The following is a 20,059-nucleotide window of genomic DNA, read 5'->3' on the forward strand; positions in this document are numbered from 1 at the left end:
GTATGAAATCGCACGTTAAAGCAGTTGTCATCGGCGGTGGCGTCGTTGGGTGTTCGGTGCTTTACCACCTTGCGCGCGCCGGCTGGACCGATGTGATGCTGATCGAACGCTCGGAGCTGACGTCCGGCTCTTCCTGGCACGCCGCCGGCGGTTTCCATACGCTCAATGGCGATCCCAACGTTGCGAAGCTCCAGGCCTATACGGTCAGTCTCTACAAGGAAATCGAGGAGCTTTCCGGACAGTCCTGCGGCCTGCATTTGACAGGCGGCGTCATGATGGCGGATTCGCCTGAGCGCATGGATTTCCTGCGGCTCGCCCACGCGCGCGGTCGCTATCTCGGCATGGATACGGAGCTGATCACGCCATCGGAGGCCAAGGCCATGTTCCCGCTCATGGACGAGACGAATTTCGTCGGCGCCATGTGGGACCCGGTCGAGGGCCATCTCGACCCTTCCGGAACCACCCATGCCTATGCCAAGGCCGCGCGCAAGCTCGGTGCTGAAATCACCCTGCGTAACCGCGTCGTCGAACTCACGCAGGATAGCGACGGCACATGGAACGTCGTCACCGAACAGGGCACCGTGAAGGCCGAACATGTCGTCAACTGCGGCGGTCTCTGGGCCCGCGAAGTTGGGCGCATGGTCGGGCTCGAACTGCCGGTCCTTGCGATGGAGCACATGTACCTTCTCACCGAGGATGTTCCGGAGGTTATGGAATTCAATAAGTCCACGGGCCGCGAACTCATCGGCGTCATGGATTTCAAGGGCGAGATCTATACCCGCCAGGAGCGGAACGGCATCCTGCTCGGCACCTATGAGAAGGCCGCAAAGCCCTGGTCTCCGGTCAACACGCCATGGGATTTCGGCCACGAGCTTCTGGCGCCCGATCTCGACCGCATCGCCCCTTCCCTCGAAGTCGGCTTCAAGCATTTCCCCGGCATCGAGAAGGCGGGTATCAAGCAGATCATCAACGGCCCCTTCACCTTTGCGCCGGATGGCAATCCTCTGGTCGGCCCAGTACCCGGCCTTACCAATTACTGGACAGCGTGCGCCGTCATGGCCGGTTTCAGCCAGGGCGGCGGCGTCGGGCTCGCGCTCTCCAACTGGATGGTTCATGGCGAACCCGGCTTCGACGTCTGGGGCATGGACGTGGCGCGTTTCGGCGAATGGGCGACGCTGCGCTACACCAACGCCAAGGTGCGCGAGAACTATTCGCGGCGCTTCTCGATCCGCTTCCCCAACGAGGAGTTGCCCGCAGCGCGGCCGCAACAAACCACGCCGCTCTACGATACGATGGTGGCGCAGAATGCCGTCATGGGCGATTCCTGGGGCCTTGAGACGCCGCTCTGGTTCGCGCCGAAGGGCACTGAAGCGCGCGACATCGTCTCCTATCATCGTTCCAACGATTTCGAGCATATCGGTAACGAGGTAAGGGCGACACGCGCCGGCGTCGGCGTCACCGAGATTGCCAACTTCGCCAAGTATGAAATAACCGGCAGCGGCGCCGAAGCATTTTTGTCGCGCCTGATGACGAATACGATGCCGAAAGTTGGACGGCTCGTCCTGACGCCCATGCTCAATGAAGAGGGCAAGCTCATCGGCGACTTCACCATCGCCAAGGCGGCCGATGACCGCTTCCTGATCTGGGGTTCGTCTGCCGCCCAGCGCTATCACATGCGCTGGTTCCAGAAGCAGCAGCCGAAGGATGGCTCAGTGCATATCCATCGCTTCGACCAGACACTGGTCGGTCTTGCGATTGCCGGGCCGAAGTCGCGCGACCTCCTTGCCAAGCTCGTCGACGAAGACGTGTCGAATGCCGCCTTCCGGTTCATGGATTTCCGCGAAGTGGCCGTTGGCGGCGCGCCGTGCAAGGTCAATCGCATTTCCTATACGGGTGACCTTGGCTACGAGATCTGGATGCAACCCGCCTATCAGCGCCTCGTCTACAAGGCGATCAAGGACGAGGGCGCGGCCTTCGGCATTGTCGATTTCGGCATGCGTGCTCTGCTCTCAATGCGGCTCGAAAAGAACTTCCCCACATGGTTTCGCGAACTGCGCCCCATCTATGGCGGCTATGAGGGATCGATGGATCGCTTCATCAAGCTGTCGAAGAACGATTTCATCGGCCGCGAACATGCCGCCAGGGAAAAGGCTGAGTTTGACGCCGGCACCAGCACGAAGCTGCGCCGGGTTTCCTTCCTCATCGATGTTCCGCACGGCGAAGGCGCCGCCGACGTGATGGGCGACGAGCCGATCTGGGCCAAGGTCTCCAAGGACTACGGTACGGTCCAGGCAGGCCATGGCGTCGGCGCTCCCCGCTTCGATGCGTCCGGTGCTGTGGTCTCGGACGCGAGTGACAAGGGCGCCGTACAGGGCGACTGGCGCGTTGTCGGCTGGGTCACGTCCGGTGGCTACGCCCACTTCGTCCAGCATTCGATGGCGCAGGGTTACGTGCCGGCGGAACTCGCATCAAACGAATCCAATGGCCTGTTCGAGGTAGAGATTCTCGGTGTGCGGCGCCCCGCCCGCATCAATCTCGAGCCGCCGTTCGATCCCTCAGGCGAAAAGATGCGCGGGTAGCGGCAGTGCGGAAATAAACGGCAGGCCCTTGCGCCTGCCGGTCCAGCCGACAACGGCAAGTGTGGCTGCTGCCGCGTCGAAGCGCTGGCTTCTCGCCCAGGATTTGCAGTCGATGGCGGCCACGTCCGCTTTGCCGGACGCCACAGCAGCCACCGAGGCGCGGTGTCCGCCGGTCTGGAGTTCGCCGGCAAATATCGCAAGTGATTCACCGGACGCCACCAGGTCGCGTTGCAGCGCCAGGTAGCCCGACATCGAATCGTGGCTGTTGAAGGCAAAGCGTTTGCCGCGAAGCAGTTCCAGCGGCAGTACGGGCTTGCCGTCTTCCGGCGCAGCGACTGCCGCCCGCCCCTCGGCGCGCCGCATCACGAGCGCACTCGAGTAAAGCGAGCCGTCCCCGCCCTCAATGCCCGAGTAGTCATCCTGACCTGCAAGATGAACATGGGATTGAATGCCGAGTTCCATCGGCCCCCAGCACGTCTGGGTGATCAGCAATGCCGGATGGAGCCACAAGGTCGGCAGGTCGAGTTCGTCGGGAGGCAGCGTCGCTGGGTCAGGCGCAATCAAATTGCCTGACCGGTCTCTGATGCCGCCTGGAACCGCCGGAAGGTCGCCATTGCGGGAAACGAGCTTTTCCGGCGCGTCATAGCCATTGTCGAGCAGCACGCCGCGCATTCTTTGCCATTGCGCACGAAGCTCCGATTGCATTTCCGGCCAGTCATACATCGGCAACGCCGCAATCAACGTCATGCGCAGCTACTCTTTGGGAGGCTCGGCTGGAATGGGAACGGTCGAACCGCCCTGCAGACTGATGCCATGTGCCCGAGGCCGGAAAGCGCGGCCGGGAGCCAGTTCGCGGCGCAGCACCGGGTGAACAACATCCTGCTTCTGTCTGAATGCATAGGCACGCAGAATCTCGAAGTAATTGCGGAAGACATAGCCGCCATTCATCCTCAGCCATTCATCACGCTGTTCGCTGTAAAGCCCCGGCAGATCGTACCAAGGTACAGTCGGACGCTTATGATGGAGGAAGTGAAGATTGTTGTTAAGGAAGATCAACGCCAAGGGCGATTTTTCGACGATAACCGTCCGCCCGTCCGGGCGTTCCGACCACTGGTGTTCGCAATAGCTGCGGATCGAGATGATCGCCAAGCCCAGATAGACGGACGTCAACGCGTAGAGCCAAACGGGAATTCCGAAGATAAACCAAACGATCGCGAGCATCGGGACGAGGCCAAGGCCATGTAGCACCCATGCCGTTTGCGTTTTCTTGTCGCCGCCCCTTACGAGTTTGATCTCGGTGATGGCGAAACCGACCACCATGAGAAACGGGCCGATGACAACGCGGCCGACCAGCGAATTGTTGAAGTTGAGCAACGCTTTCACAAAGCCCGGCAGTTTTTCCCAGTCACCGAGCGCACGGTAGTAGCTTTCGGGATCATCGTAGGGATCGGTCAAGCGCTCGTCCGCATGGTGCTTGAGATGCAGATGCTTGTAGCGGCGATAGGGAAAGACAAGGCCGAGCGGCAGCGAAACGAGGAGTTCGTTGATCATGCCACTGCGCGTCGGATGACCGTGAAGGGCTTCATGCTGCAAGGATGAATGGAACGCGACAGCAAGCCCCATGAGGACCAGCGCGATGATCGGCAGGCCCGGATAGAGATAATATCCCCCTACGAACCACATTCCATAGCATGCTGTGAGAAGCGCAATGGTTGGCCACTCAATGCCGGGGTGTTTTCGCGGGTGTTGAGATCGGGAGGCGGGTATTTCGGTATGTCTTTCTGATTCCATGATTTTCATGGTCTCATTGTCAGGAACTGTCAGCAATGCGATTATTGTGAGAAAGTGTTGATTTTGGTCACCAAAGGGCGCACTTGTTGTATATAATAAACAATCGGGTGTTTTCATGGACAAGCGCGACCTTGCACGGCTTTTTCAGGAGCGGATCAAGAGCCTGCTTACCCGCAGCGGAGAAAACCAATCCGCATTCGCGGCTTCCGTTGGCATAGACCGCTCTGCGCTCTCCCAGTTGCTCTCCGGGCAATCGACCCGCCTGCCCCGCGTGGAAACGCTGCTCAACATCGCCGAACGGCATTCCGTATCGCTTGACTGGCTGCTTGGCCTCAGCCAGGACGAGGGTATTACCGGCGAACTGCGTCCTAGTCTTGAAATCGAAGAAGGGTTCGACAACCAGACCTTGCTGGTCAAATGGCATGCGGAGGCCACAGGCACGAAGATACGTTATGTGCCAGCCCGTATCCCCGATCTTCTGCGCACGCAAGCGGTGATCGCCTATGAAACCCTGATGGTCCATCGCGATCCAGCCATACAGATGAGCGAGACAGCGTTCCGCCTCGACTATAACCGCCAGCCCGGTACGGACATGGAAGTATGCATGCCGTTCCAGACCTTGCATGATTTCGCGGCAGGCTGCAGCCTTTGGGGTGACCTGCCGCGCAAGGTCCGTGTCGAGCAACTTGAACATATGGCGTCGCTGGTGGACGAACTCTATCCCTCGTTTCGCCTCTATCTCTACGATGGGCGCGAGCGCTATTCGGTGCCCTATACGGTATTCGGACCCTACCGCGCCGCCATCTTCGTCGGCGAGATGTACCTCGTGCTCTATACGACCGAGGCGGTGCTCACCATGCAGCGACACTTTGACGGGCTGATCCGCGTCGCCAAGGTCAACGCTCACGAGGTTGCGACCTATATTTCATCGCTCAAGGTCACCTAGCGCTTTGCGGTTTGCGACCGCTCGCGAGCGCCGATGTCGCAAAGAAGCATTGACCACATATAAAGACTTCCTTATATGGTTATCTAACTTGTTTTAAGGGACGTTCCCATGACCATTCACAATCCGCTTGCCGACCTTATTGCCGAAAAGGGTGTTCTCCTTGCCGATGGCGCGACAGGCACGAACCTGTTTGCATCGGGCCTGGAAGCGGGTGAAGCTCCGGAGCTCTGGAACGAAGCCAAGCCTGAAAAGATCACTGCCCTCCACCAGGGCTTTGTCGATGCCGGCGCCGATATCATCCTTACCAATTCCTTCGGCGGGACACGGCATCGCCTGAAACTGCATCATGCCCAGGACCGCGTCTTCGAACTCAACAAGAAGGCGGCCGAACTCGCGCGCGAAGTCGCAGACAATGCCGGCCGCAAGGTCATTGTCGCGGGCTCGGTCGGTCCGACCGGCGAACTGCTCGTCCCGCTTGGCGCGCTCACCGAGGAAGATGCCGTCGCAGCCTTTACCGAGCAACTCGAAGGCCTCAAGGCCGGCGGCGTCGATGTCGCCTGGATCGAGACAATGTCGGCGCCGGGCGAAATCCGCGCCGCTGCCGAAGCTGCGGTCAAGGTCGGATTGCCTTATGTCTATACCGGCTCTTTCGACACGGCCGGCAAGACGATGATGGGCCTGCCGCCCAAGGAAATCCATGGCGTTGCCGAAGGCCTGAAAGCAAAGCCCGTCGCGGTCGGCGCCAACTGCGGCGTCGGCGCATCCGATATCCTTGCCTCGCTTCTCGATATGAGCGAAGCAAATCCTGAAGCGACGATCGTCATCAAGGGCAATTGCGGCATCCCCGAATTCCGCGGCTCGGAAATCTTCTATTCGGGCACGCCCGATCTGATGGCAAACTATGCTCGCCTCGCAATTGACGGCGGCGCCAAGATTGTCGGCGGCTGCTGCGGAACCTCGTTCGAGCATCTCGCCGCCATGCGCAAGGCGCTCGACAGCCACACCAGCGGTCCGCGCCCGACTGTCGAGACGATCATCGAGACCATTGGACCGATGCGCAACAAGCTCGCTGCCCATGCGGACGATACGCCGAAGCGTGAGCGTCGCGGGCGCCGCGGATAATCAACGGACTTTGAAGAAAAAACCGGCAGCGGAGGCTGCCGGTTTTTTTGTTGGCTTTCACAGGTGTCAGAGATCTTCGATCTCGCGACGGACCCTCTTGAGGATTTCGCGCAGCTGCTCGGCCTTTTCCGCGTTAAGCGAACCACTGCGCAGCTTTGAATGGAGCGCAAAGCGCAAGGCGTGCATCTCCTCGCCGAGTGCCGCTCCGCGTATTTCGCCGGAAGCGTCGTCGAGCTGCGCGTTGATCTTGTCGAGTTCGGGGCGGTTCTCTTCGAGATAAGCCAGGCCCTGCTCGGTAATCGTATAGAGTCGCTTGTTGCCGTTGGTGCTGGAGGTAACGAGATCGGCCTCCTCCATCATCTGCAGCACCGGATAGATCGCACCCGGGCTTGGGCTATAAGCGCCCTGGAACCGCGCCTCGAGAGCCTTGATGACGTCGTAGCCGTGGCGCGGCTCTTCTGCGATCAGGCCTAAAACGACGAGACGTAGTGCGCCCGGATCGAACATGCGCGGACCGCGTCCGCCAAAGGGGCCGCCACGATGCCGGCCGAAAGGCCCGCCGCGACCGCGACCGCTGAAACGTCCGCCGCCTTCGTGAGAGCCGGCCATCCTGTCCATCCGCGACCAGTGATCGCCGCCATGGCCGTGATTGTGTCTGCAATGATTATGCATGGGAATTTCTCCTAGTTAGTACTTCAATGCGTTATATCTAACAAACGATATATCTTTATTCAAGCCAAAGATATATCTTTTAACAGTAAATCATATCAACATATTGAACCGAATGGGAAATTTCGTCTGGATATAATGCTTACGAACGCGCGAAGGCGGTCATATGGAAGCGCTGCTGATCGCCAAAGTAGGCGTATTGCCGTCCGACCGGGCACCCCAGCCGGGCAAGACAGCCGCCTTCCATGCAGGTCTGGCCTGGCTCCGTTGCGAGATAATCGCGGCAGCGCGCCACGGCATAAGTTTCGCCGTCAAAAGCATCGACAGGGCATGCACTGAGACACGGTTTTGACGCACAGACGTCGCATGGATGGCCGTTTTCTTGGAGCGGCGCAAAAGCCATGGATTGCCGAAACAGGAGTGCACCGCGAAATGCCTGCCAGAGACCATATTGCGGGTGGATCAACAGGCCGAGCGGTGACGGCCGCAACCCTTCCGCGCGCATCGCCCATTGCTGGAACGGCAAATAAGGTCGGTCCGAGGGGAAGACGGAGTACCCGCCAAATTCGCTGGCAATCGCGTTGAGGACCTGCTTTGACCACGTATCGAGCGGATTGGCTACCCCCGGATTTTCCCGACGCCAGGCGGTGAAAGCTTGCCAGATCGACGAGCCGAAATGACCGATAAGAACGACGCTTCGGGCTCGCGTGCCATCAGGCAGGACCGGGATGTCATCTGCTGCGTCGAATACGAAGCCGCCGCGTGGAACAAGCCCGTGGGGTTCCAGCGCGGCGGTGATCGTGTCAAGCATCGGCGTCACCGCCCATTGCCATGAATGTAAAGCTCATCCCTTGCCCGAACCCTTGATTGCGGAGGCCCAGACTTCCTTATGGATCAGATTGGCCACTTTAGCCCGGCCGTCCTCGGGCTTCTTTCAAGTGAAAGCGTCGGGCATCGAGGCCTTCTTCTTGGCGATGTACTCGTTCAGCGATTCATCGATTGCCGGATCGAGATACGGGGCCTCATAGGAATCGAGCCAGCGCCGGGCGAGTTCGTTGGCGCGCTGGTCGGCGCGCTTTTCGCCTTCGGCCAGCCACTGCTCGTAAGAGTTGTTGTCGGCAATGTTCGAGCGGTAGAAAGCCGTCTGAAAATTCGCCTGCGTATGATCGCAGCCGAGATAGTGGCTTCCGGGTCCAACCTGGCGGATGGCGTCCATCGCCTGGCCGTTCTCCGAAAGATCGACGCCGGCCGCAAACTTCTGCGCCATGCCGAGCTGATCGATATCCATCATGAACTTCTCATAGGACGATACCAGACCGCCTTCGAGCCAGCCGGCCGAGTGGAGGACGAAGTTCGTGCCGGCAAGCAACGTCGAATTCAGCGTATTGGCGCTTTCATAGGCGGCCTGCGCGTCCGAAACCTTGGAAGCGCAAAGCGAGCCGCCTGTACGGAATGGCAGGCCAAGGCGGCGTGCAAGCTGTGCGGCGCCGTAGGAGACCAGCGACGGCTCCGGAGTGCCGAAGGTCGGCGCGCCCGACTGCATGGAAATCGACGAAGCGAACGTGCCGAAAATGACCGGCGCGCCCGGCCGGATGAGCTGCGTCAGGGCTGCGCCGGCCAGCACTTCGGCCAGGATCTGGGTAAGCGTGCCGGCAACAGTCACCGGGCTCATCGCACCGGCAAGAATGAACGGCGTAACGATGCATGCCTGGTTGTTGCGAGCATAGACCTTCAGGGCACCGAGCATCGTCTCGTCGAACACCATCGGCGAGTTCGCATTGATCAGGCTGGTCAGAACCGTGTTTTCGTCGAGATAGTTCTCGCCGAATACGAGCTTGCACATGGCGATCGTATCTTCGGCGCGCTCGGGCGCAGTCACCGAGCCCATGAACGGCTTGTCGGAATATTTGATATGGGCATAGATCATATCGAGATGGCGCTTGTTGACCGGCACGTCGACCGGTTCGCACACCGTGCCGCCCGAATGATGGATCGACGGCGCCATATAGGCGAGTTTCACGAAATTATTGAAATCCTCGATCGTCGCATAGCGGCGATTGCCGTCGAGGTCGCGCACGAAAGGCGGACCGTAGACGGGTGCAAATACCGTCGCGTCGCCGCCGATCTGGACCGAACGCTCGGGATTGCGCGCGTGCTGCGTGTAGATCGAGGGCGCAGTCTTTAAAAGCGACCGCGGCAGCCCTTTGGGAAAATGGACGCGCTCGCCCTTGATGTCGGCGCCAGCTTCCTTCCACAGCGCCAGAGCTTCCGCGTCGTCGCGAAATTCGATGCCGGTCTCTTCAAGCACCGTATCGGCATTGGCCTCGATCAGCGCCAGTCCTTCTTCATCGAGCACTTCGTAGGTGCGAATCTTGCGCGTGATATAGGTCAGCGACTTGCCGGGACCACCGCCGGAACGTGCCGCACGACGGGCGGCGGCGCCACCACTGGCGCCACGACTGCGGCGTCCGCCGCCGGTGTCGGTTTCCGCGGGTGCATCGACGGGTGTTTCCTCAATCATTGTCTTTCTCCAGGCGCACGAAGCGCAGACTTCCAATCAATCAGACCAAATCCTAACCGTCATGCCTGCGGGGGCGTTTCCGTGTGCGGCACGTGATGGCGCATCGGAGACAAACATCCGGTCGTTTTCGTCATTTACAAGGTCGCTTTTAAGCAATGCGTTTTCAGCAACTTGCCCGATATGTTAAACGAATGCCAGCGGGCGACAAAGCACCCATATTATCCAGTGTCGCTCTGTGCTACGGACCTGTGCATAACGCTTGAAAGGAAGCAGACCCATGGCCGATGATGAAATCATTCTTTCGGAGCTTTCGGACGATGAACTCGTCGAGCAAATGCATGACGATCTGTATGACGGGTTGAAGGAAGAGATCGAGGAAGGCACGAATATTCTGCTCGAGCGCGGCTGGGCACCTTACAGGGTCCTCACCGAGGCGCTCGTCGAAGGCATGCGCATCGTCGGTGAGGATTTCCGCGACGGCATCCTGTTCGTCCCCGAAGTCCTGCTCTCGGCCAATGCGATGAAAGCCGGCATGTTCATTCTGCGCCCGCTCCTGGCAGCGACCGGAGCGCCAAAACAGGGCAAGCTCGTCATCGGTACCGTCAAGGGCGACATTCACGACATCGGCAAGAACCTCGTCGGCATGATGATGGAAGGCGCCGGCTTTGACGTGATCGACCTTGGGATCAACAATCCTGTCGAGAACTACCTCGCCGCCATCGAAGAGCATCAGCCAGACATTCTCGGCATGTCGGCGCTGCTGACGACGACCATGCCCTATATGAAGGTCGTCATTGACACGATGAAGGAAAAGGGTATTCGCGACGACTATGTCGTTCTCGTCGGCGGCGCGCCGCTCAATGAGGAATTCGGCAAGGCTGTCGGCGCTGACGCCTATTGCCGCGATGCGGCCGTCGCGGTTGAAACAGCCAAATCCTACATGAAGCGCAAGCACAACCAGCTTTCGGCCTGACGCATATGAAAACGGCCGCGTCAGACGCGGCCGTTTTCAGAACATCTATAAAGAATAGACTACTAAGTAATAAAATTAATCCGAATCAACAGATTAGTTGGCAGCCTTGGCGACGCGATGGCCGGCGTTCTGCGTAGCATTAACGGTGTTGGCCGCATCGGCGCCCACGCCGCGTATGGTATTTGCGCAACCTGCAAGTGCAACAACTGCAAGTATAGCGGCAATCGGAACGATATGTGATAGTTTCATGGATTGTGTCTCCCGTTCTGCTAAAATGAAATTCAACGGTCGGATAACGCGATAGAGCATCATCGGTTCCATGACTCTTCAACAAAAGTCAACGAAATCAACACAGACCGTGCGCGTCATCGCCTGCGGCATGATTGCGCGTGAAATTCTTGCCATCCAGGAGCAATTCGGCCTCCACCATATCGACTTGAAATGCCTGCCGGCGATCTATCACCACTACCCGGACAAGATTGCTCCTGCTGTGGATCGCGCCATAGTCAAGGCCAAGGCGGCGGGCATTTCCCGTATTTTCGTTGGCTATGCGGATTGCGGCACCGGAGGCCTGCTCGACCGTGTGTGTGAGAAGCATGGCGTCGAGCGGATCGAAGGTCCGCACTGTTTTTCCTTCTACGCCGGCAATGCAGCCTTCGGTGCGCAGTGGGAAGATGACATGACATCGTTCTTCATGACCGATTTCCTCGCAAGACATTTCGAGGCCTTCATGGTGAAGCCTCTTGGCCTCGACCGTCACCCCGAACTGCGCGACATGTATTTCAGCAATTACACCAAGATGATCTACATGGCGCAAACCGATGATCCGGCGCTCAGCCGCAAGGCCGAGGCCGCCGCAGCTTTTCTGGGTCTTGCCTATGAGCGCCGCCTCACCGGCTATGGCGATCTCATCCCGGCCCTGACCGCAGCCGCAACCCTTTAGACGCGCACCGCAAACCCCACGCCTCCAAGGAGCCCTCATGACCTGTCGCGCCGCCCTCGCCACGATCTTCTGCCTGTTGTTGCCTGCCAGTGCGCTTGCAGATGGCGAGATCACACGGCTGATCACCAAATCGGACCAGTCGCGGCTCGATAAATATGAAGCGACGCGAACCGCCGCTGTCGATGCGGCGAGGAAGGGCGGCACTTCAGGCGATGTGGCGCAGCTCGATGGGGTTCTCGCCAAGCCGGCGCTCGCCTTCAATGAAGGCTTCGATATGGTGGGCAATTGGCAATGCCGCATCATCAAGCTTGGCAAGCAACCGCCGCTAACCGTCTATGGTTGGTTCAAATGCCGCGTTACGGACGACGGATCCGGCTGGATGCTCGAGAAAACCAGCGGTTCGCAGCGCACCAAGGGCCGCTTCTACACACAGAGCGACAAGCGCCTGACCTATCTCGGCGCCGGCTATGTTGCAGGCGAAAAGCCAAAACGCTATGGCGCCGGGCCCGATACCGATCAGGTCGGCTACGCCTATCGCACGGGCAAAAACGAGTTCCGAATCGAGTTTCCAGCCCCCGCCCTCGAATCCCTCATGGACATCATCGAACTCAGGCGCTGAGACACTTTCGTCATTGCAATGTCACCATTGCCGCGCCATATGCGTCGAAACTTGAACCTACGACAATAAGATGGCAGCCATCGACGCTAACAACGAAATAAAGCCGCACAAGCCTGATTTGCATGCGGCCGATAACGATCCCCGCTCCCTGTCCCAGGTCTTCGAGGACCTGGCGCGGTCGGCAACGGAGCCGGTTTCGTTCGCCGAACTGGAAGACGCCTTCACCGATCGCAGCTTCGCCGCGCTCCTCACCTTCTTCGCCATCTTGAACCTGCTGCCGCTGCCCCCTGGAACCGGCGTCATCACTGGTATCCCGCTGGTTCTTCTTTCCGTGCAGATGGTCATGGGCCGCGAATCCGTGTGGCTACCTTCATTCATGCGCGACAAGACCATTTCGCCCGAGCGTTTCCGGCTTGTTTCCGACAAGGTCGTTCCCTGGCTGCAGTGGCTGGAGCGCTTTATCCGGCCACGCAACTGGCCGTTCGGCCGCCGTCAGGGCGACCGCTGGCTTGGCGTATTCACCACCATTCTCGGCATGTCGGTCGTTATTCCCATGCCGTTGTCGAACTGGCTGCCGGCGCTGGCCACCGTCATCATCGGCATTGCGCTGTGTGAGCGCGACGGCAGGCTGATGGTTGCCGGCCTCGCCCTTGGCCTTGTCTCGATGAGCATTGTCTTCGGTGTCGCCTTTGCTGCGGCAAGCGCAGTCAGCTACGCCGCGACGTTCTGGCCCTTCTGATTGCCTGTCGCAAAAGCGCAAATGAATGACGTCGCATTTGAGTGGTCGCGCGTCGTGAGATAGCAAGCTTAACCCCTGATATTCCGGCAAAAGGGTCGTTATCGGAGGTTGAATTGCATGGCTGATCTTATTGTCGTTTATTGGCGGGACATTCCCGCTCAAGTGACCGTCAAGAAGGGCCGCCAGGCAGCCAAGCGCGAGCTTTCCCTTCGATTTACCGAGGCTATCGACATGTGCGCGATGCGCATAGGCGCCAGGGATTCCGACGCCTATCTCGCGGAATGGCGTCGCGGCATTCCGGTGCCGGTAAGTGATGATCTTGACGGCGAGGCTGACGCAGCCCTAGCCCGCATTGAAAATGAATATGATCGGGAACGCCTTGTGGCGCTTGTAAAGGCAGGTGGACATGACAATTCATGAATTGAAAGCGAAGCCAATGACAAAGATCGCAGCATCCATCGAAGTGGCGGCACGCCAGGCTATCGAATCGCAGGACCTGCCTGGTCTGTTTCCAGCCGGTACCCGCGTCTACATTACCGACATGGGCACCGACAGCGTCGATACGCTGACGGCCGCGGCCAAGCGCGTTCATGATCTCGGCTACAAGCCGGTACCGCACTTCGCCTCGCGGCGCCTGTCGACGAAGGCTGCGCTTGAAACGCGCATCCGCCGCGCTGCCGAAGAAGCAGGCGTGACCGACATATTGGTTATCGGCGGCGGGATGGAGCGCCAGGCGGGCGAATTCTCCTCGACCATGCAGGTGCTCGAAACCGGCTTCTTCGACAGATACGGCATCAACGAAATGGGCGTTGCCGGCCATCCTGAGGGCAGCCCTGAGTTTTCCGAAGCGGTCGCCCTCCAGGCGCTTCGTCTCAAGAAAAACTTCGGCGAGCGCACCGGCGCTAAGCTGCGCGTCGTCACCCAGTTCGGATTCGATGCCGAGCGCTTCATCCGCTACGCCGAATCGCTGCGCGAGCATGGCATCGACCTACCGGTCCATCTCGGTGTTGCCGGTCCCGCCAAGATCACCACGCTCATTAAATACGCGGCCATGTGCGGCGTCGGCAATTCGATCAGCTTCCTGAAGAAGAACGCGCTCTCCTTGACCGCTCTCGCCACGAGCCATTCGCCGGAAGGCGTTGTCGGCCCGATCGAGCAGCATGTCATTGCCAATCCGATGTCGGCGATCAAGCAGATCCACCTCTTCCCGTTTGGCGGCCTGAAAAAGACCTCCGAGTGGCTTGTCGAACGTGGCTCCTGGAACGTAAACAACGCGCAGTACTCTTCCGCAAACGCAGCCGCAAACTGAGGTTCCCTGCATGACCCGTACGATCGTTGCCTCGGCGACCAAAGAAATCATCATCGGATTTGACCAGCCTTTCTGCGTGATCGGCGAGCGGATCAATCCGACCGGCCGCAAGAAACTCGCTGCCGAAATGGTCGCAGGCAACTTCGACACGGTGATCAAGGACGCACTGGAGCAGGTAGCGGCTGGCGCCACGATGCTCGACGTCAATGCCGGCGTAACTGCCGTCGATCCTAACGCCACGGAGCCTGGCTTGCTCGTGCAGACTCTGGAGATCGTCCAGGGCCTCGTCGACGTGCCGCTCTCCATCGACAGCTCCGTAACCGCCGCCATCGAGGCGGCTCTGAAGGTCGCCAAGGGCCGTCCGCTCGTCAATTCGGTGACAGGCGAAGAAGAAAAGCTTGAGGCGATCCTCCCCCTCATCAAGAAGTACAACGTGCCTGTTGTCGCCATCTCAAACGACGAGACCGGCATTTCGATGGATCCGGACGTGCGCTTCGCCGTCGCCAAGAAGATTGTCGAACGCGCTGCCGATTTCGGCATTCCGGCGCATGATATTGTTGTTGATCCGCTGGTCATGCCGATTGGTGCGCTGGGCGATGCGGGGCGCCAGGTATTTGCGCTTTTGCGCCGCCTGCGCGAGGAGCTCAAGGTCAACACGACCTGCGGCCTTTCCAACATTTCCTTCGGCCTGCCGCATCGCCATGGCATCAATGCGGGCTTTATCCCGATGGTGATCGGTGCAGGCATGACCTCGGCGATCATGAACCCATGCCGCCCGCAGGAGATGGAGGCAGTGCACGCCGCCAACGTTCTCAACGGCACCGACCCGAACTGTATCTACTGGATCAAGAAGTATCGCGACCATCAGCCGGCAGCGGCTGGAGCTGCGCCCGCAGCCACGCCCTCGGTTCCAGCCGATGGCGCCGGTGGCGGTCGCCGCCGTGGCGGCCGCGAGGCGCGGCGCGGCGCCGCAGGCTGAGCATTTGCCTCAGCCGGACAGCCCGGTCTAACAAGGCGGTGGGTGGCAAATGCTGCCCCTCGCCCCGCAAGTTTTGGAGCATCGATCTTGAACGCACCCGTCAAAGCACCTGAGACATCGGCAAAGGAAGCGCTGGTTCTCTTCATGCCGTCGGGGAAGCGCGGACGATTTGCCGTTGGAACGCCAATACTCGAAGCGGCGCGCACGCTCGGCGTGTATGTCGAGAGCGTCTGCGGCGGCCGTGGCATTTGCGGACGCTGCCAGGTCGAGGTTCAGGAAGGCCGTTTCGCCAAGCATGGCATTACGTCATCCAATGACCACATCTCGGAATTCGGCCCCAAGGAGCAGCGCTATGCCGAAAAGCGCGACCTCAAGGAAGGCCGCCGCCTTTCCTGCTCCGCCACGATCCTCGGCGATCTCGTCGTCGATGTTCCCCAGGACGTGCAGGTCAATGCGCAGGTCGTGCGCAAGGCCGCCGATACGCGCATCATCGAGCGCAACCCTGCGATCCACATGTGCTATGTCGAGGTCGAAGAGCCGGACATGCACAAGCCGCTCGGCGATCTCGATCGCCTGAAGGCTGCGCTGGAAAAGGAATGGGGCATTCGCAACCTTCAGGTGGATACGCACATCCTGCCGAACGTGCAGAAGATCCTGCGCAAGGGCAATTGGGGCGTCACTGCCGCCATCTACCACGACGAGGAAAACTCGCGTCCCGCCATGGTCGGCCTCTGGCCGGGTCTCAAGAACGAGGCCTACGGCATCGCCTGCGATATCGGCTCGACGACGATCGCCATGCATCTTTCGTCGCTGCTTTCGGTGCGCACCATTGCTTCGGCAGGCGCGTCCAATCCGCAGATCAGATTCGGCGAAGATCTGATGAGCCGCGTATCCTACGTCATGATGAACCCCGACGGACGTGAAGCGATGACTGCGGCCGTGCGCGAGGCGATCAACGGGCTGATCGACAAGGTTTGCGCCGAAGGCGAGGTCGCGCGCGAGGATATTCTCGATGCGGTGTTCGTCGGAAATCCGATCATGCACCACCTCTTTCTCGGGATCGACCCGACGGAACTTGGCGGCGCGCCGTTCGCGCTCGCCGTATCCGGCGCCGTGCATCTGAAGGCGTCGGATATCGGCCTGCCGATGAATGCCGGAACCCGCGTCTATATGCTGCCTTGCATTGCCGGCCATGTCGGCGCCGACGCTGCGGCCGCAACGCTTGCTGAAGGTCCGCACCGCCAGGACGAAATGATGCTGCTCGTCGATGTCGGCACCAACGCCGAAATCGTGCTCGGCAACAAGCATCGCACGGTCGCGGCCTCTTCGCCCACCGGGCCGGCCTTCGAAGGCGCGGAAATTTCCGGTGGCCAGCGTGCAGCCCCGGGCGCTATCGAACGCGTGCGCATCGATCCGTTGACACTCGAGCCGCGCTTCCGCGTCATCGGCACCGAACAATGGTCCGACGAACCGGGCTTCGACGAAGCGGTGCAGACAAGCGGCATTACCGGAATTTGCGGCTCGGCGATTATCGAGGTAATTGCCGAAATGTATCTCTCGGGCATCATTTCCGAGGATGGCGTCGTTGACGGCAGCCTCGCCGCCCGTTCGCCGCGTGTCAGGGCCAATGGCCGGACATTCTCATATCTCCTGCACGAAGGCTCGCCGACGATTACGATCACGCAGAACGATGTGCGCGCCATCCAGCTTGCCAAGGCCGCGCTCTATGCCGGCGTCAAGCTCCTGATGGACAAGCTTGGCATCGACCACGTCGACCAGATCAGCTTTGCCGGCGCCTTCGGCTCCTTCATCGATCCGAAATATGCGATGGTGCTCGGCCTTATCCCCGATTGCGATCTCGACAAGGTCAAGGCGGTCGGCAATGCCGCAGGCACCGGCGCGCGCATGGCGCTCCTCAACCGCAATTATCGGCGCGAGATCGAGGATACAGTGACTCGGATCGAAAAGATCGAGACCGCCCTCGAGCCGAAGTTCCAGGAGCATTTCGTCCACGCCATGGCGATGCCGAACAAGATTGATCCCTTCCCGAAACTCTCCCACGCCGTGACCTTGCCCGCGCGCAAGAATGTCAGCGAGGACGGGGTTGCCGGAGATGCCACGCCGCGCCGCCGCTCGCGCGAGGATCGCGCGGCAAGGCGCAACCGCGAATAGGCCTCGGCCGCTTTGTCCTTGTCGCGGTTTTCCGCTATCAAGCATCGATGATGTTTGATTCCGGATTCGATTTTCCATGATAGCCTGCTTCGATATTGGCGGATCTGCGATCAAGGGTGCGATCGCCTATTCGCCCGAGGATATAAGACCGGTGCCCAAGGTGGTGACGCCGCTCCATGATTTCGACGCGTTTGCAGGCGTAATCCAAAAGATCGCCGCGGATGGCGGCGCGGATCCGCAAAGCCTTATCGCCATTTCCATTGCCGGGGTAGTCGATACGGATACGGGCAGGATCACCTGCGCCAATATTCCTTGCGTTCACCAGCGCAGGCTCGAAGCCGACCTGAGCGAGAAACTGCAGCGGCGCGTGCTCATTGCCAATGATGCCGACTGTTTCGCGCTGTCGGAGGCTGTCGTCGGCGCCGGGCGCGGTCACCGCGTCGTCTTCGGCATCATCCTCGGCACCGGCGTCGGCGGCGGCATCGTCATCGACGGCAAGATCCATGAGGGCGCGGGCGGTTTTGCCGGGGAATGGGGTCATGGCCCCGTCGCGGCGACCCTCGCCGGCAATCCGCCGGTCGCCATACCGCGTTTTCCCTGCGGCTGCGGCCAGATCGGCTGCGTCGATGCCATCGGCGCGGCGCGGGGCATGGAAAAGCTCCATGCGCATCTTCATGGCGTGAACCTGCCGAGCACCGATATCATCGCGGCCTGGGATAGGGGCGACGCGGCAGCGGAGCGCACAATCGATTGCTATATCGATATCGTCAGCGGTCCTCTGGCGATGACCCTCAATGTCGTCGGCGCTTCGATCGTCCCGGTCGGCGGCGGACTTGCCAATTCGGTAAACCTGATCCGCCGGCTCGATGAAGCGGTGCGCGCTCGAATCCTGCGGAAGACCGACAAGCCGCTGGTCATCCCTGGCGAACTGAAAATTGAGCCCGGCCTTATTGGTGCTGGGGTCCTGGGATTGATGGAAGCTGTCAAATGAGTGTTCTTCTCGAAATTTGCGTCGACCGCCCCGAGGGACTTGCGGCGGCTATTGCCGGAGGCGCGGACCGTATCGAGCTTTGTTCGGCGCTCGAAGTCGGCGGCCTTACGCCAACCCCCGGGTTGATCGGACAGGCCGCGGTGGCACTGATACCGATCTATGCGATGATCCGCCCGCGGCCCGGGCACTTCGTCTATGGGGAAGCCGACATCGACGCCATGTTGCGCGAGATCGATGCCATGCGCAGCGCTGATCTGGCAGGCGTCGTCTTCGGCGCCAACCATGCGGATGGGACACTGGACCATGCGACGCTCGAACGCCTCATCCGTCAATGCGATGGGTTCGGCGTCACCTTGCACCGCGCCTTCGACCTTGTCCCCGATCTCGATGAAGCGGTGGAAACAGCGGTCGAACTCGGTTTCGAGCGCATATTGACGTCCGGCCGCGCCCTGACCGGGATTGAGGGCATCGACGATCTGGAACGAACGTTTGCTCGCGCCGACGGCCGGATCAAGGTCATGCCCGGCTCGGGTGTCAACATCGGCAATGTCGAGACGTTGCTCAAGCGTATCCCGTTCACCGAAATTCACTCGTCGGGATCTGTCGATGCGCCGCCATTGAGCGAAGGCGCGCGGCGCCTCGGTTTCGAGACGCCGACGCAGAAAATGACGAGCGTCGAGCGCGTGCGCGCCTTGAAGGAATTCTGCCTGCGGGCGTAAGAGCCTTGACTCAGAGCCTGCCGGTCCGCTCGTACCCTTCGAAATAAACCCTGAGATGCTGGGCGACCGCCTTCACATGGGCGCCTGCATTCTTGGCGACCAGCATTCCAAGCTTCGATTCGCCGAGCCGCGGCAGGCCATGCTCGGATCCGAGCTGCACCATATTGTCATCCAGCAGGAACTTCGAGAACGGGGCAACGGCCAGATCGGCGAGAATGGCGGCGCGCTGGCCCATCGTATGCGCACTCATATAGGCCACGCGATAGTCGCGGCCCGCGCTTTCGAGCGCACTGATCGCGTTGGCGCGCCAGATGCACCCCTCTTCCCACATGGAAAGCGGCAGCGGATTACGCTCATGTGCGGTGCCGCACTTGGCCCCAGCCCAGATGATCTCCTCGGTCATGAGGATTTCGATCTCCTCGACCTTGGCCAGCGTTTCGTTGACATTGACCAACGTCACGTCAAGGCGCTGCTCATCGAGCCGCTTGCGCAGGCCGTTGCTCTGATCGATGACAACATCCACCGTGACATCGGGATGGGTTTCGGCGAATCGCTTCAACACGAAGGGAAGAACCCGCTCGCCGATATCGTCTGGAGCGCCGAGGCGGACGACTCCCGACACGGTCGGCGCAATGAACTTTGCCACCGTCTCGCGATTGAGCGCCAGCATACGCCGCGCATAGCCGAGCAGGACCTCGCCGCTCGGCGTCAATTTTACTGAACGCGCATCGCGTTCGAGCAATACGTGACCAAGCGTTTCCTCAAGCTTCTTGATCTGCATCGAAACGGCTGAGGGCGTGCGGAACACCGCATTCGCCGCACTCGAAAAACTACCCGTCTCCGCAATCATCGCGAACGTGCGCAAGACGTCGAGATCCAGGATCGGGATGGGATGATGCATTGGTGCTGACATATCGCCAAATCCTCCATCAATTTTTCTTAAGCATAGTGTTCCGTAATTTCGTTTGATTGAACATCAACTTGGGC

Annotated in this window: 20 protein-coding genes; 13 read left to right on the top strand and 7 right to left on the bottom strand. The window is 60.1% G+C overall.

From position 1 onward, the window contains the following. The first annotated feature begins 2 nt into the window (after positions 1-2). Positions 3-2,579: an FAD-dependent oxidoreductase gene (locus tag BR48_RS0113525; protein ID WP_027231788.1), complete on the top strand. Its 2,577-nt coding sequence runs from the start codon at positions 3-5 to the stop codon at positions 2,577-2,579. On the opposite strand, the gene BR48_RS0113530 is transcribed toward BR48_RS0113525, so the two are convergent. After that, complete coding sequence (locus BR48_RS0113530; RefSeq protein WP_027231789.1) at positions 2,556-3,326, bottom strand: PhnD/SsuA/transferrin family substrate-binding protein; 771 nt, start codon at positions 3,324-3,326, stop codon at positions 2,556-2,558. The two genes, BR48_RS0113525 and BR48_RS0113530, sit on opposite strands and share 24 nt — an antisense overlap. Positions 3,327-3,332: 6 nt before the next feature. Next, on the bottom strand, positions 3,333-4,370 hold the full coding sequence (locus tag BR48_RS0113535; RefSeq protein WP_027231790.1) for a fatty acid desaturase: 1,038 nt from the start codon (positions 4,368-4,370) through the stop codon (positions 3,333-3,335). A gap of 115 nt (positions 4,371-4,485) precedes the next feature. Between BR48_RS0113535 and BR48_RS0113540 the strand changes: the two genes are divergently transcribed. Together BR48_RS0113540 and bmt are read left to right on the top strand one after the other, a co-directional pair. After that, positions 4,486-5,316 (top strand): helix-turn-helix transcriptional regulator, encoded by an 831-nt coding sequence (locus BR48_RS0113540; RefSeq protein WP_027231791.1) that lies wholly within the window; start codon positions 4,486-4,488, stop codon positions 5,314-5,316. A 108-nt stretch (positions 5,317-5,424) separates the two neighbouring features. Beyond that, complete coding sequence (bmt, locus tag BR48_RS0113545) at positions 5,425-6,438, top strand: betaine--homocysteine S-methyltransferase (protein WP_027231792.1); 1,014 nt, start codon at positions 5,425-5,427, stop codon at positions 6,436-6,438. A 66-nt stretch (positions 6,439-6,504) separates the two neighbouring features. On the opposite strand, the gene BR48_RS0113550 is transcribed toward bmt, so the two are convergent. The 3 genes from BR48_RS0113550 to BR48_RS0113560 all read right to left on the bottom strand — a co-directional run bounded on the left by BR48_RS0113550 (position 6,505) and on the right by BR48_RS0113560 (position 9,628). Beyond that, positions 6,505-7,110 carry a PadR family transcriptional regulator gene (locus BR48_RS0113550; protein ID WP_027231793.1) on the bottom strand — a complete coding sequence of 202 codons (606 nt, stop codon included), beginning with the start codon at positions 7,108-7,110 and terminating at the stop codon, positions 6,505-6,507. A 139-nt stretch (positions 7,111-7,249) separates the two neighbouring features. After that, positions 7,250-7,918 (bottom strand): hypothetical protein, encoded by a 669-nt coding sequence (locus tag BR48_RS0113555; protein ID WP_036814556.1) that lies wholly within the window; start codon positions 7,916-7,918, stop codon positions 7,250-7,252. Between the two features lie 123 nt (positions 7,919-8,041). Continuing rightward, positions 8,042-9,628 carry a trimethylamine methyltransferase family protein gene (locus tag BR48_RS0113560; RefSeq protein WP_027231795.1) on the bottom strand — a complete coding sequence of 529 codons (1,587 nt, stop codon included), beginning with the start codon at positions 9,626-9,628 and terminating at the stop codon, positions 8,042-8,044. 277 nt (positions 9,629-9,905) lie between these two features. Here BR48_RS0113560 and BR48_RS0113565 point away from each other — a divergent pair, with 277 nt between their 5' ends. Then, a complete protein-coding gene (locus tag BR48_RS0113565) occupies positions 9,906-10,601 on the top strand; it encodes a B12-binding domain-containing protein (protein ID WP_027231796.1) in 696 nt (231 codons plus the stop codon). A 93-nt stretch (positions 10,602-10,694) separates the two neighbouring features. Here the strand turns inward: BR48_RS0113565 and BR48_RS0113570 are convergent, their stop codons facing one another. Continuing rightward, a complete protein-coding gene (locus BR48_RS0113570; protein ID WP_027231797.1) occupies positions 10,695-10,850 on the bottom strand; it encodes a hypothetical protein in 156 nt (51 codons plus the stop codon). Between the two features lie 70 nt (positions 10,851-10,920). On the opposite strand from BR48_RS0113570, the gene BR48_RS0113575 reads away from it, so the two are divergent. The 9 genes from BR48_RS0113575 to BR48_RS0113615 all read left to right on the top strand — a co-directional run bounded on the left by BR48_RS0113575 (position 10,921) and on the right by BR48_RS0113615 (position 19,072). Beyond that, entirely contained in the window at positions 10,921-11,544 is a 624-nt protein-coding gene (locus tag BR48_RS0113575; protein ID WP_027231798.1) for a DUF1638 domain-containing protein, read from the top strand. A gap of 37 nt (positions 11,545-11,581) precedes the next feature. After that, positions 11,582-12,163, top strand: a complete 582-nt coding sequence (locus BR48_RS0113580; RefSeq protein ID WP_036814407.1) for a DUF4893 domain-containing protein — start codon at positions 11,582-11,584, stop codon at positions 12,161-12,163. A gap of 70 nt (positions 12,164-12,233) precedes the next feature. Continuing rightward, on the top strand, positions 12,234-12,902 hold the full coding sequence (locus tag BR48_RS24585; protein WP_051614961.1) for an exopolysaccharide biosynthesis protein: 669 nt from the start codon (positions 12,234-12,236) through the stop codon (positions 12,900-12,902). Positions 12,903-13,019: 117 nt separating this feature from the next. Further along, the gene (locus tag BR48_RS0113590) at positions 13,020-13,322 is read left to right on the top strand and encodes a virulence factor (RefSeq protein WP_027231800.1); all 303 of its coding nucleotides are present in this window, start codon (positions 13,020-13,022) and stop codon (positions 13,320-13,322) included. Positions 13,323-13,338: 16 nt separating this feature from the next. Then, positions 13,339-14,211, top strand: a complete 873-nt coding sequence (locus tag BR48_RS0113595) for a methylenetetrahydrofolate reductase (RefSeq protein ID WP_081815878.1) — start codon at positions 13,339-13,341, stop codon at positions 14,209-14,211. A gap of 10 nt (positions 14,212-14,221) precedes the next feature. Next, positions 14,222-15,190 (top strand): methyltetrahydrofolate cobalamin methyltransferase, encoded by a 969-nt coding sequence (locus BR48_RS0113600; protein WP_027231802.1) that lies wholly within the window; start codon positions 14,222-14,224, stop codon positions 15,188-15,190. 144 nt (positions 15,191-15,334) lie between these two features. Continuing rightward, a complete protein-coding gene (locus BR48_RS0113605; RefSeq protein ID WP_113280346.1) occupies positions 15,335-17,362 on the top strand; it encodes an ASKHA domain-containing protein in 2,028 nt (675 codons plus the stop codon). A gap of 76 nt (positions 17,363-17,438) precedes the next feature. Continuing rightward, on the top strand, positions 17,439-18,353 hold the full coding sequence (locus BR48_RS0113610) for an ROK family protein (RefSeq protein ID WP_027231804.1): 915 nt from the start codon (positions 17,439-17,441) through the stop codon (positions 18,351-18,353). Further along, positions 18,350-19,072: a copper homeostasis protein CutC gene (locus BR48_RS0113615; RefSeq protein WP_027231805.1), complete on the top strand. Its 723-nt coding sequence runs from the start codon at positions 18,350-18,352 to the stop codon at positions 19,070-19,072. The genes BR48_RS0113610 and BR48_RS0113615 overlap by 4 nt, the downstream gene beginning before the upstream one ends. A gap of 10 nt (positions 19,073-19,082) precedes the next feature. Here BR48_RS0113615 and BR48_RS0113620 read toward each other — a convergent pair whose 3' ends face one another. Further along, positions 19,083-19,985, bottom strand: coding sequence for a LysR family transcriptional regulator (locus BR48_RS0113620; protein WP_027231806.1), 903 nt, complete (start codon positions 19,983-19,985; stop codon positions 19,083-19,085). Between the last annotated feature and the right edge of the window lie 74 nt (positions 19,986-20,059).

It is taken from the genome of Phyllobacterium sp. UNC302MFCol5.2 (assembly GCF_000686005.1).
GTDB classification, from domain to species: Bacteria; Pseudomonadota; Alphaproteobacteria; order Rhizobiales; family Rhizobiaceae; genus Phyllobacterium; species Phyllobacterium pellucidum.

Bases quoted from the DNA above. Each gene is read 5' to 3' on its own strand.
- BR48_RS0113525 (WP_027231788.1), top strand. From the start codon at position 3: ATGAAATCGCACGTTAAAGCAGTTGTCATCGGCGGTGGCGTCGTTGGG.
- BR48_RS0113530 (WP_027231789.1), bottom strand. From the start codon at position 3,326: ATGACGTTGATTGCGGCGTTGCCGATGTATGACTGGCCGGAAATGCAA.
- BR48_RS0113535 (WP_027231790.1), bottom strand. From the start codon at position 4,370: ATGGAATCAGAAAGACATACCGAAATACCCGCCTCCCGATCTCAACAC.
- BR48_RS0113540 (WP_027231791.1), top strand. From the start codon at position 4,486: ATGGACAAGCGCGACCTTGCACGGCTTTTTCAGGAGCGGATCAAGAGC.
- bmt (WP_027231792.1), top strand. From the start codon at position 5,425: ATGACCATTCACAATCCGCTTGCCGACCTTATTGCCGAAAAGGGTGTT.
- BR48_RS0113550 (WP_027231793.1), bottom strand. From the start codon at position 7,110: ATGCATAATCATTGCAGACACAATCACGGCCATGGCGGCGATCACTGG.
- BR48_RS0113555 (WP_036814556.1), bottom strand. From the start codon at position 7,918: ATGCTTGACACGATCACCGCCGCGCTGGAACCCCACGGGCTTGTTCCA.
- BR48_RS0113560 (WP_027231795.1), bottom strand. From the start codon at position 9,628: ATGATTGAGGAAACACCCGTCGATGCACCCGCGGAAACCGACACCGGC.
- BR48_RS0113565 (WP_027231796.1), top strand. From the start codon at position 9,906: ATGGCCGATGATGAAATCATTCTTTCGGAGCTTTCGGACGATGAACTC.
- BR48_RS0113570 (WP_027231797.1), bottom strand. From the start codon at position 10,850: ATGAAACTATCACATATCGTTCCGATTGCCGCTATACTTGCAGTTGTT.
- BR48_RS0113575 (WP_027231798.1), top strand. From the start codon at position 10,921: ATGACTCTTCAACAAAAGTCAACGAAATCAACACAGACCGTGCGCGTC.
- BR48_RS0113580 (WP_036814407.1), top strand. From the start codon at position 11,582: ATGACCTGTCGCGCCGCCCTCGCCACGATCTTCTGCCTGTTGTTGCCT.
- BR48_RS24585 (WP_051614961.1), top strand. From the start codon at position 12,234: ATGGCAGCCATCGACGCTAACAACGAAATAAAGCCGCACAAGCCTGAT.
- BR48_RS0113590 (WP_027231800.1), top strand. From the start codon at position 13,020: ATGGCTGATCTTATTGTCGTTTATTGGCGGGACATTCCCGCTCAAGTG.
- BR48_RS0113595 (WP_081815878.1), top strand. From the start codon at position 13,339: ATGACAAAGATCGCAGCATCCATCGAAGTGGCGGCACGCCAGGCTATC.
- BR48_RS0113600 (WP_027231802.1), top strand. From the start codon at position 14,222: ATGACCCGTACGATCGTTGCCTCGGCGACCAAAGAAATCATCATCGGA.
- BR48_RS0113605 (WP_113280346.1), top strand. From the start codon at position 15,335: ATGCCGTCGGGGAAGCGCGGACGATTTGCCGTTGGAACGCCAATACTC.
- BR48_RS0113610 (WP_027231804.1), top strand. From the start codon at position 17,439: ATGATAGCCTGCTTCGATATTGGCGGATCTGCGATCAAGGGTGCGATC.
- BR48_RS0113615 (WP_027231805.1), top strand. From the start codon at position 18,350: ATGAGTGTTCTTCTCGAAATTTGCGTCGACCGCCCCGAGGGACTTGCG.
- BR48_RS0113620 (WP_027231806.1), bottom strand. From the start codon at position 19,985: ATGTCAGCACCAATGCATCATCCCATCCCGATCCTGGATCTCGACGTC.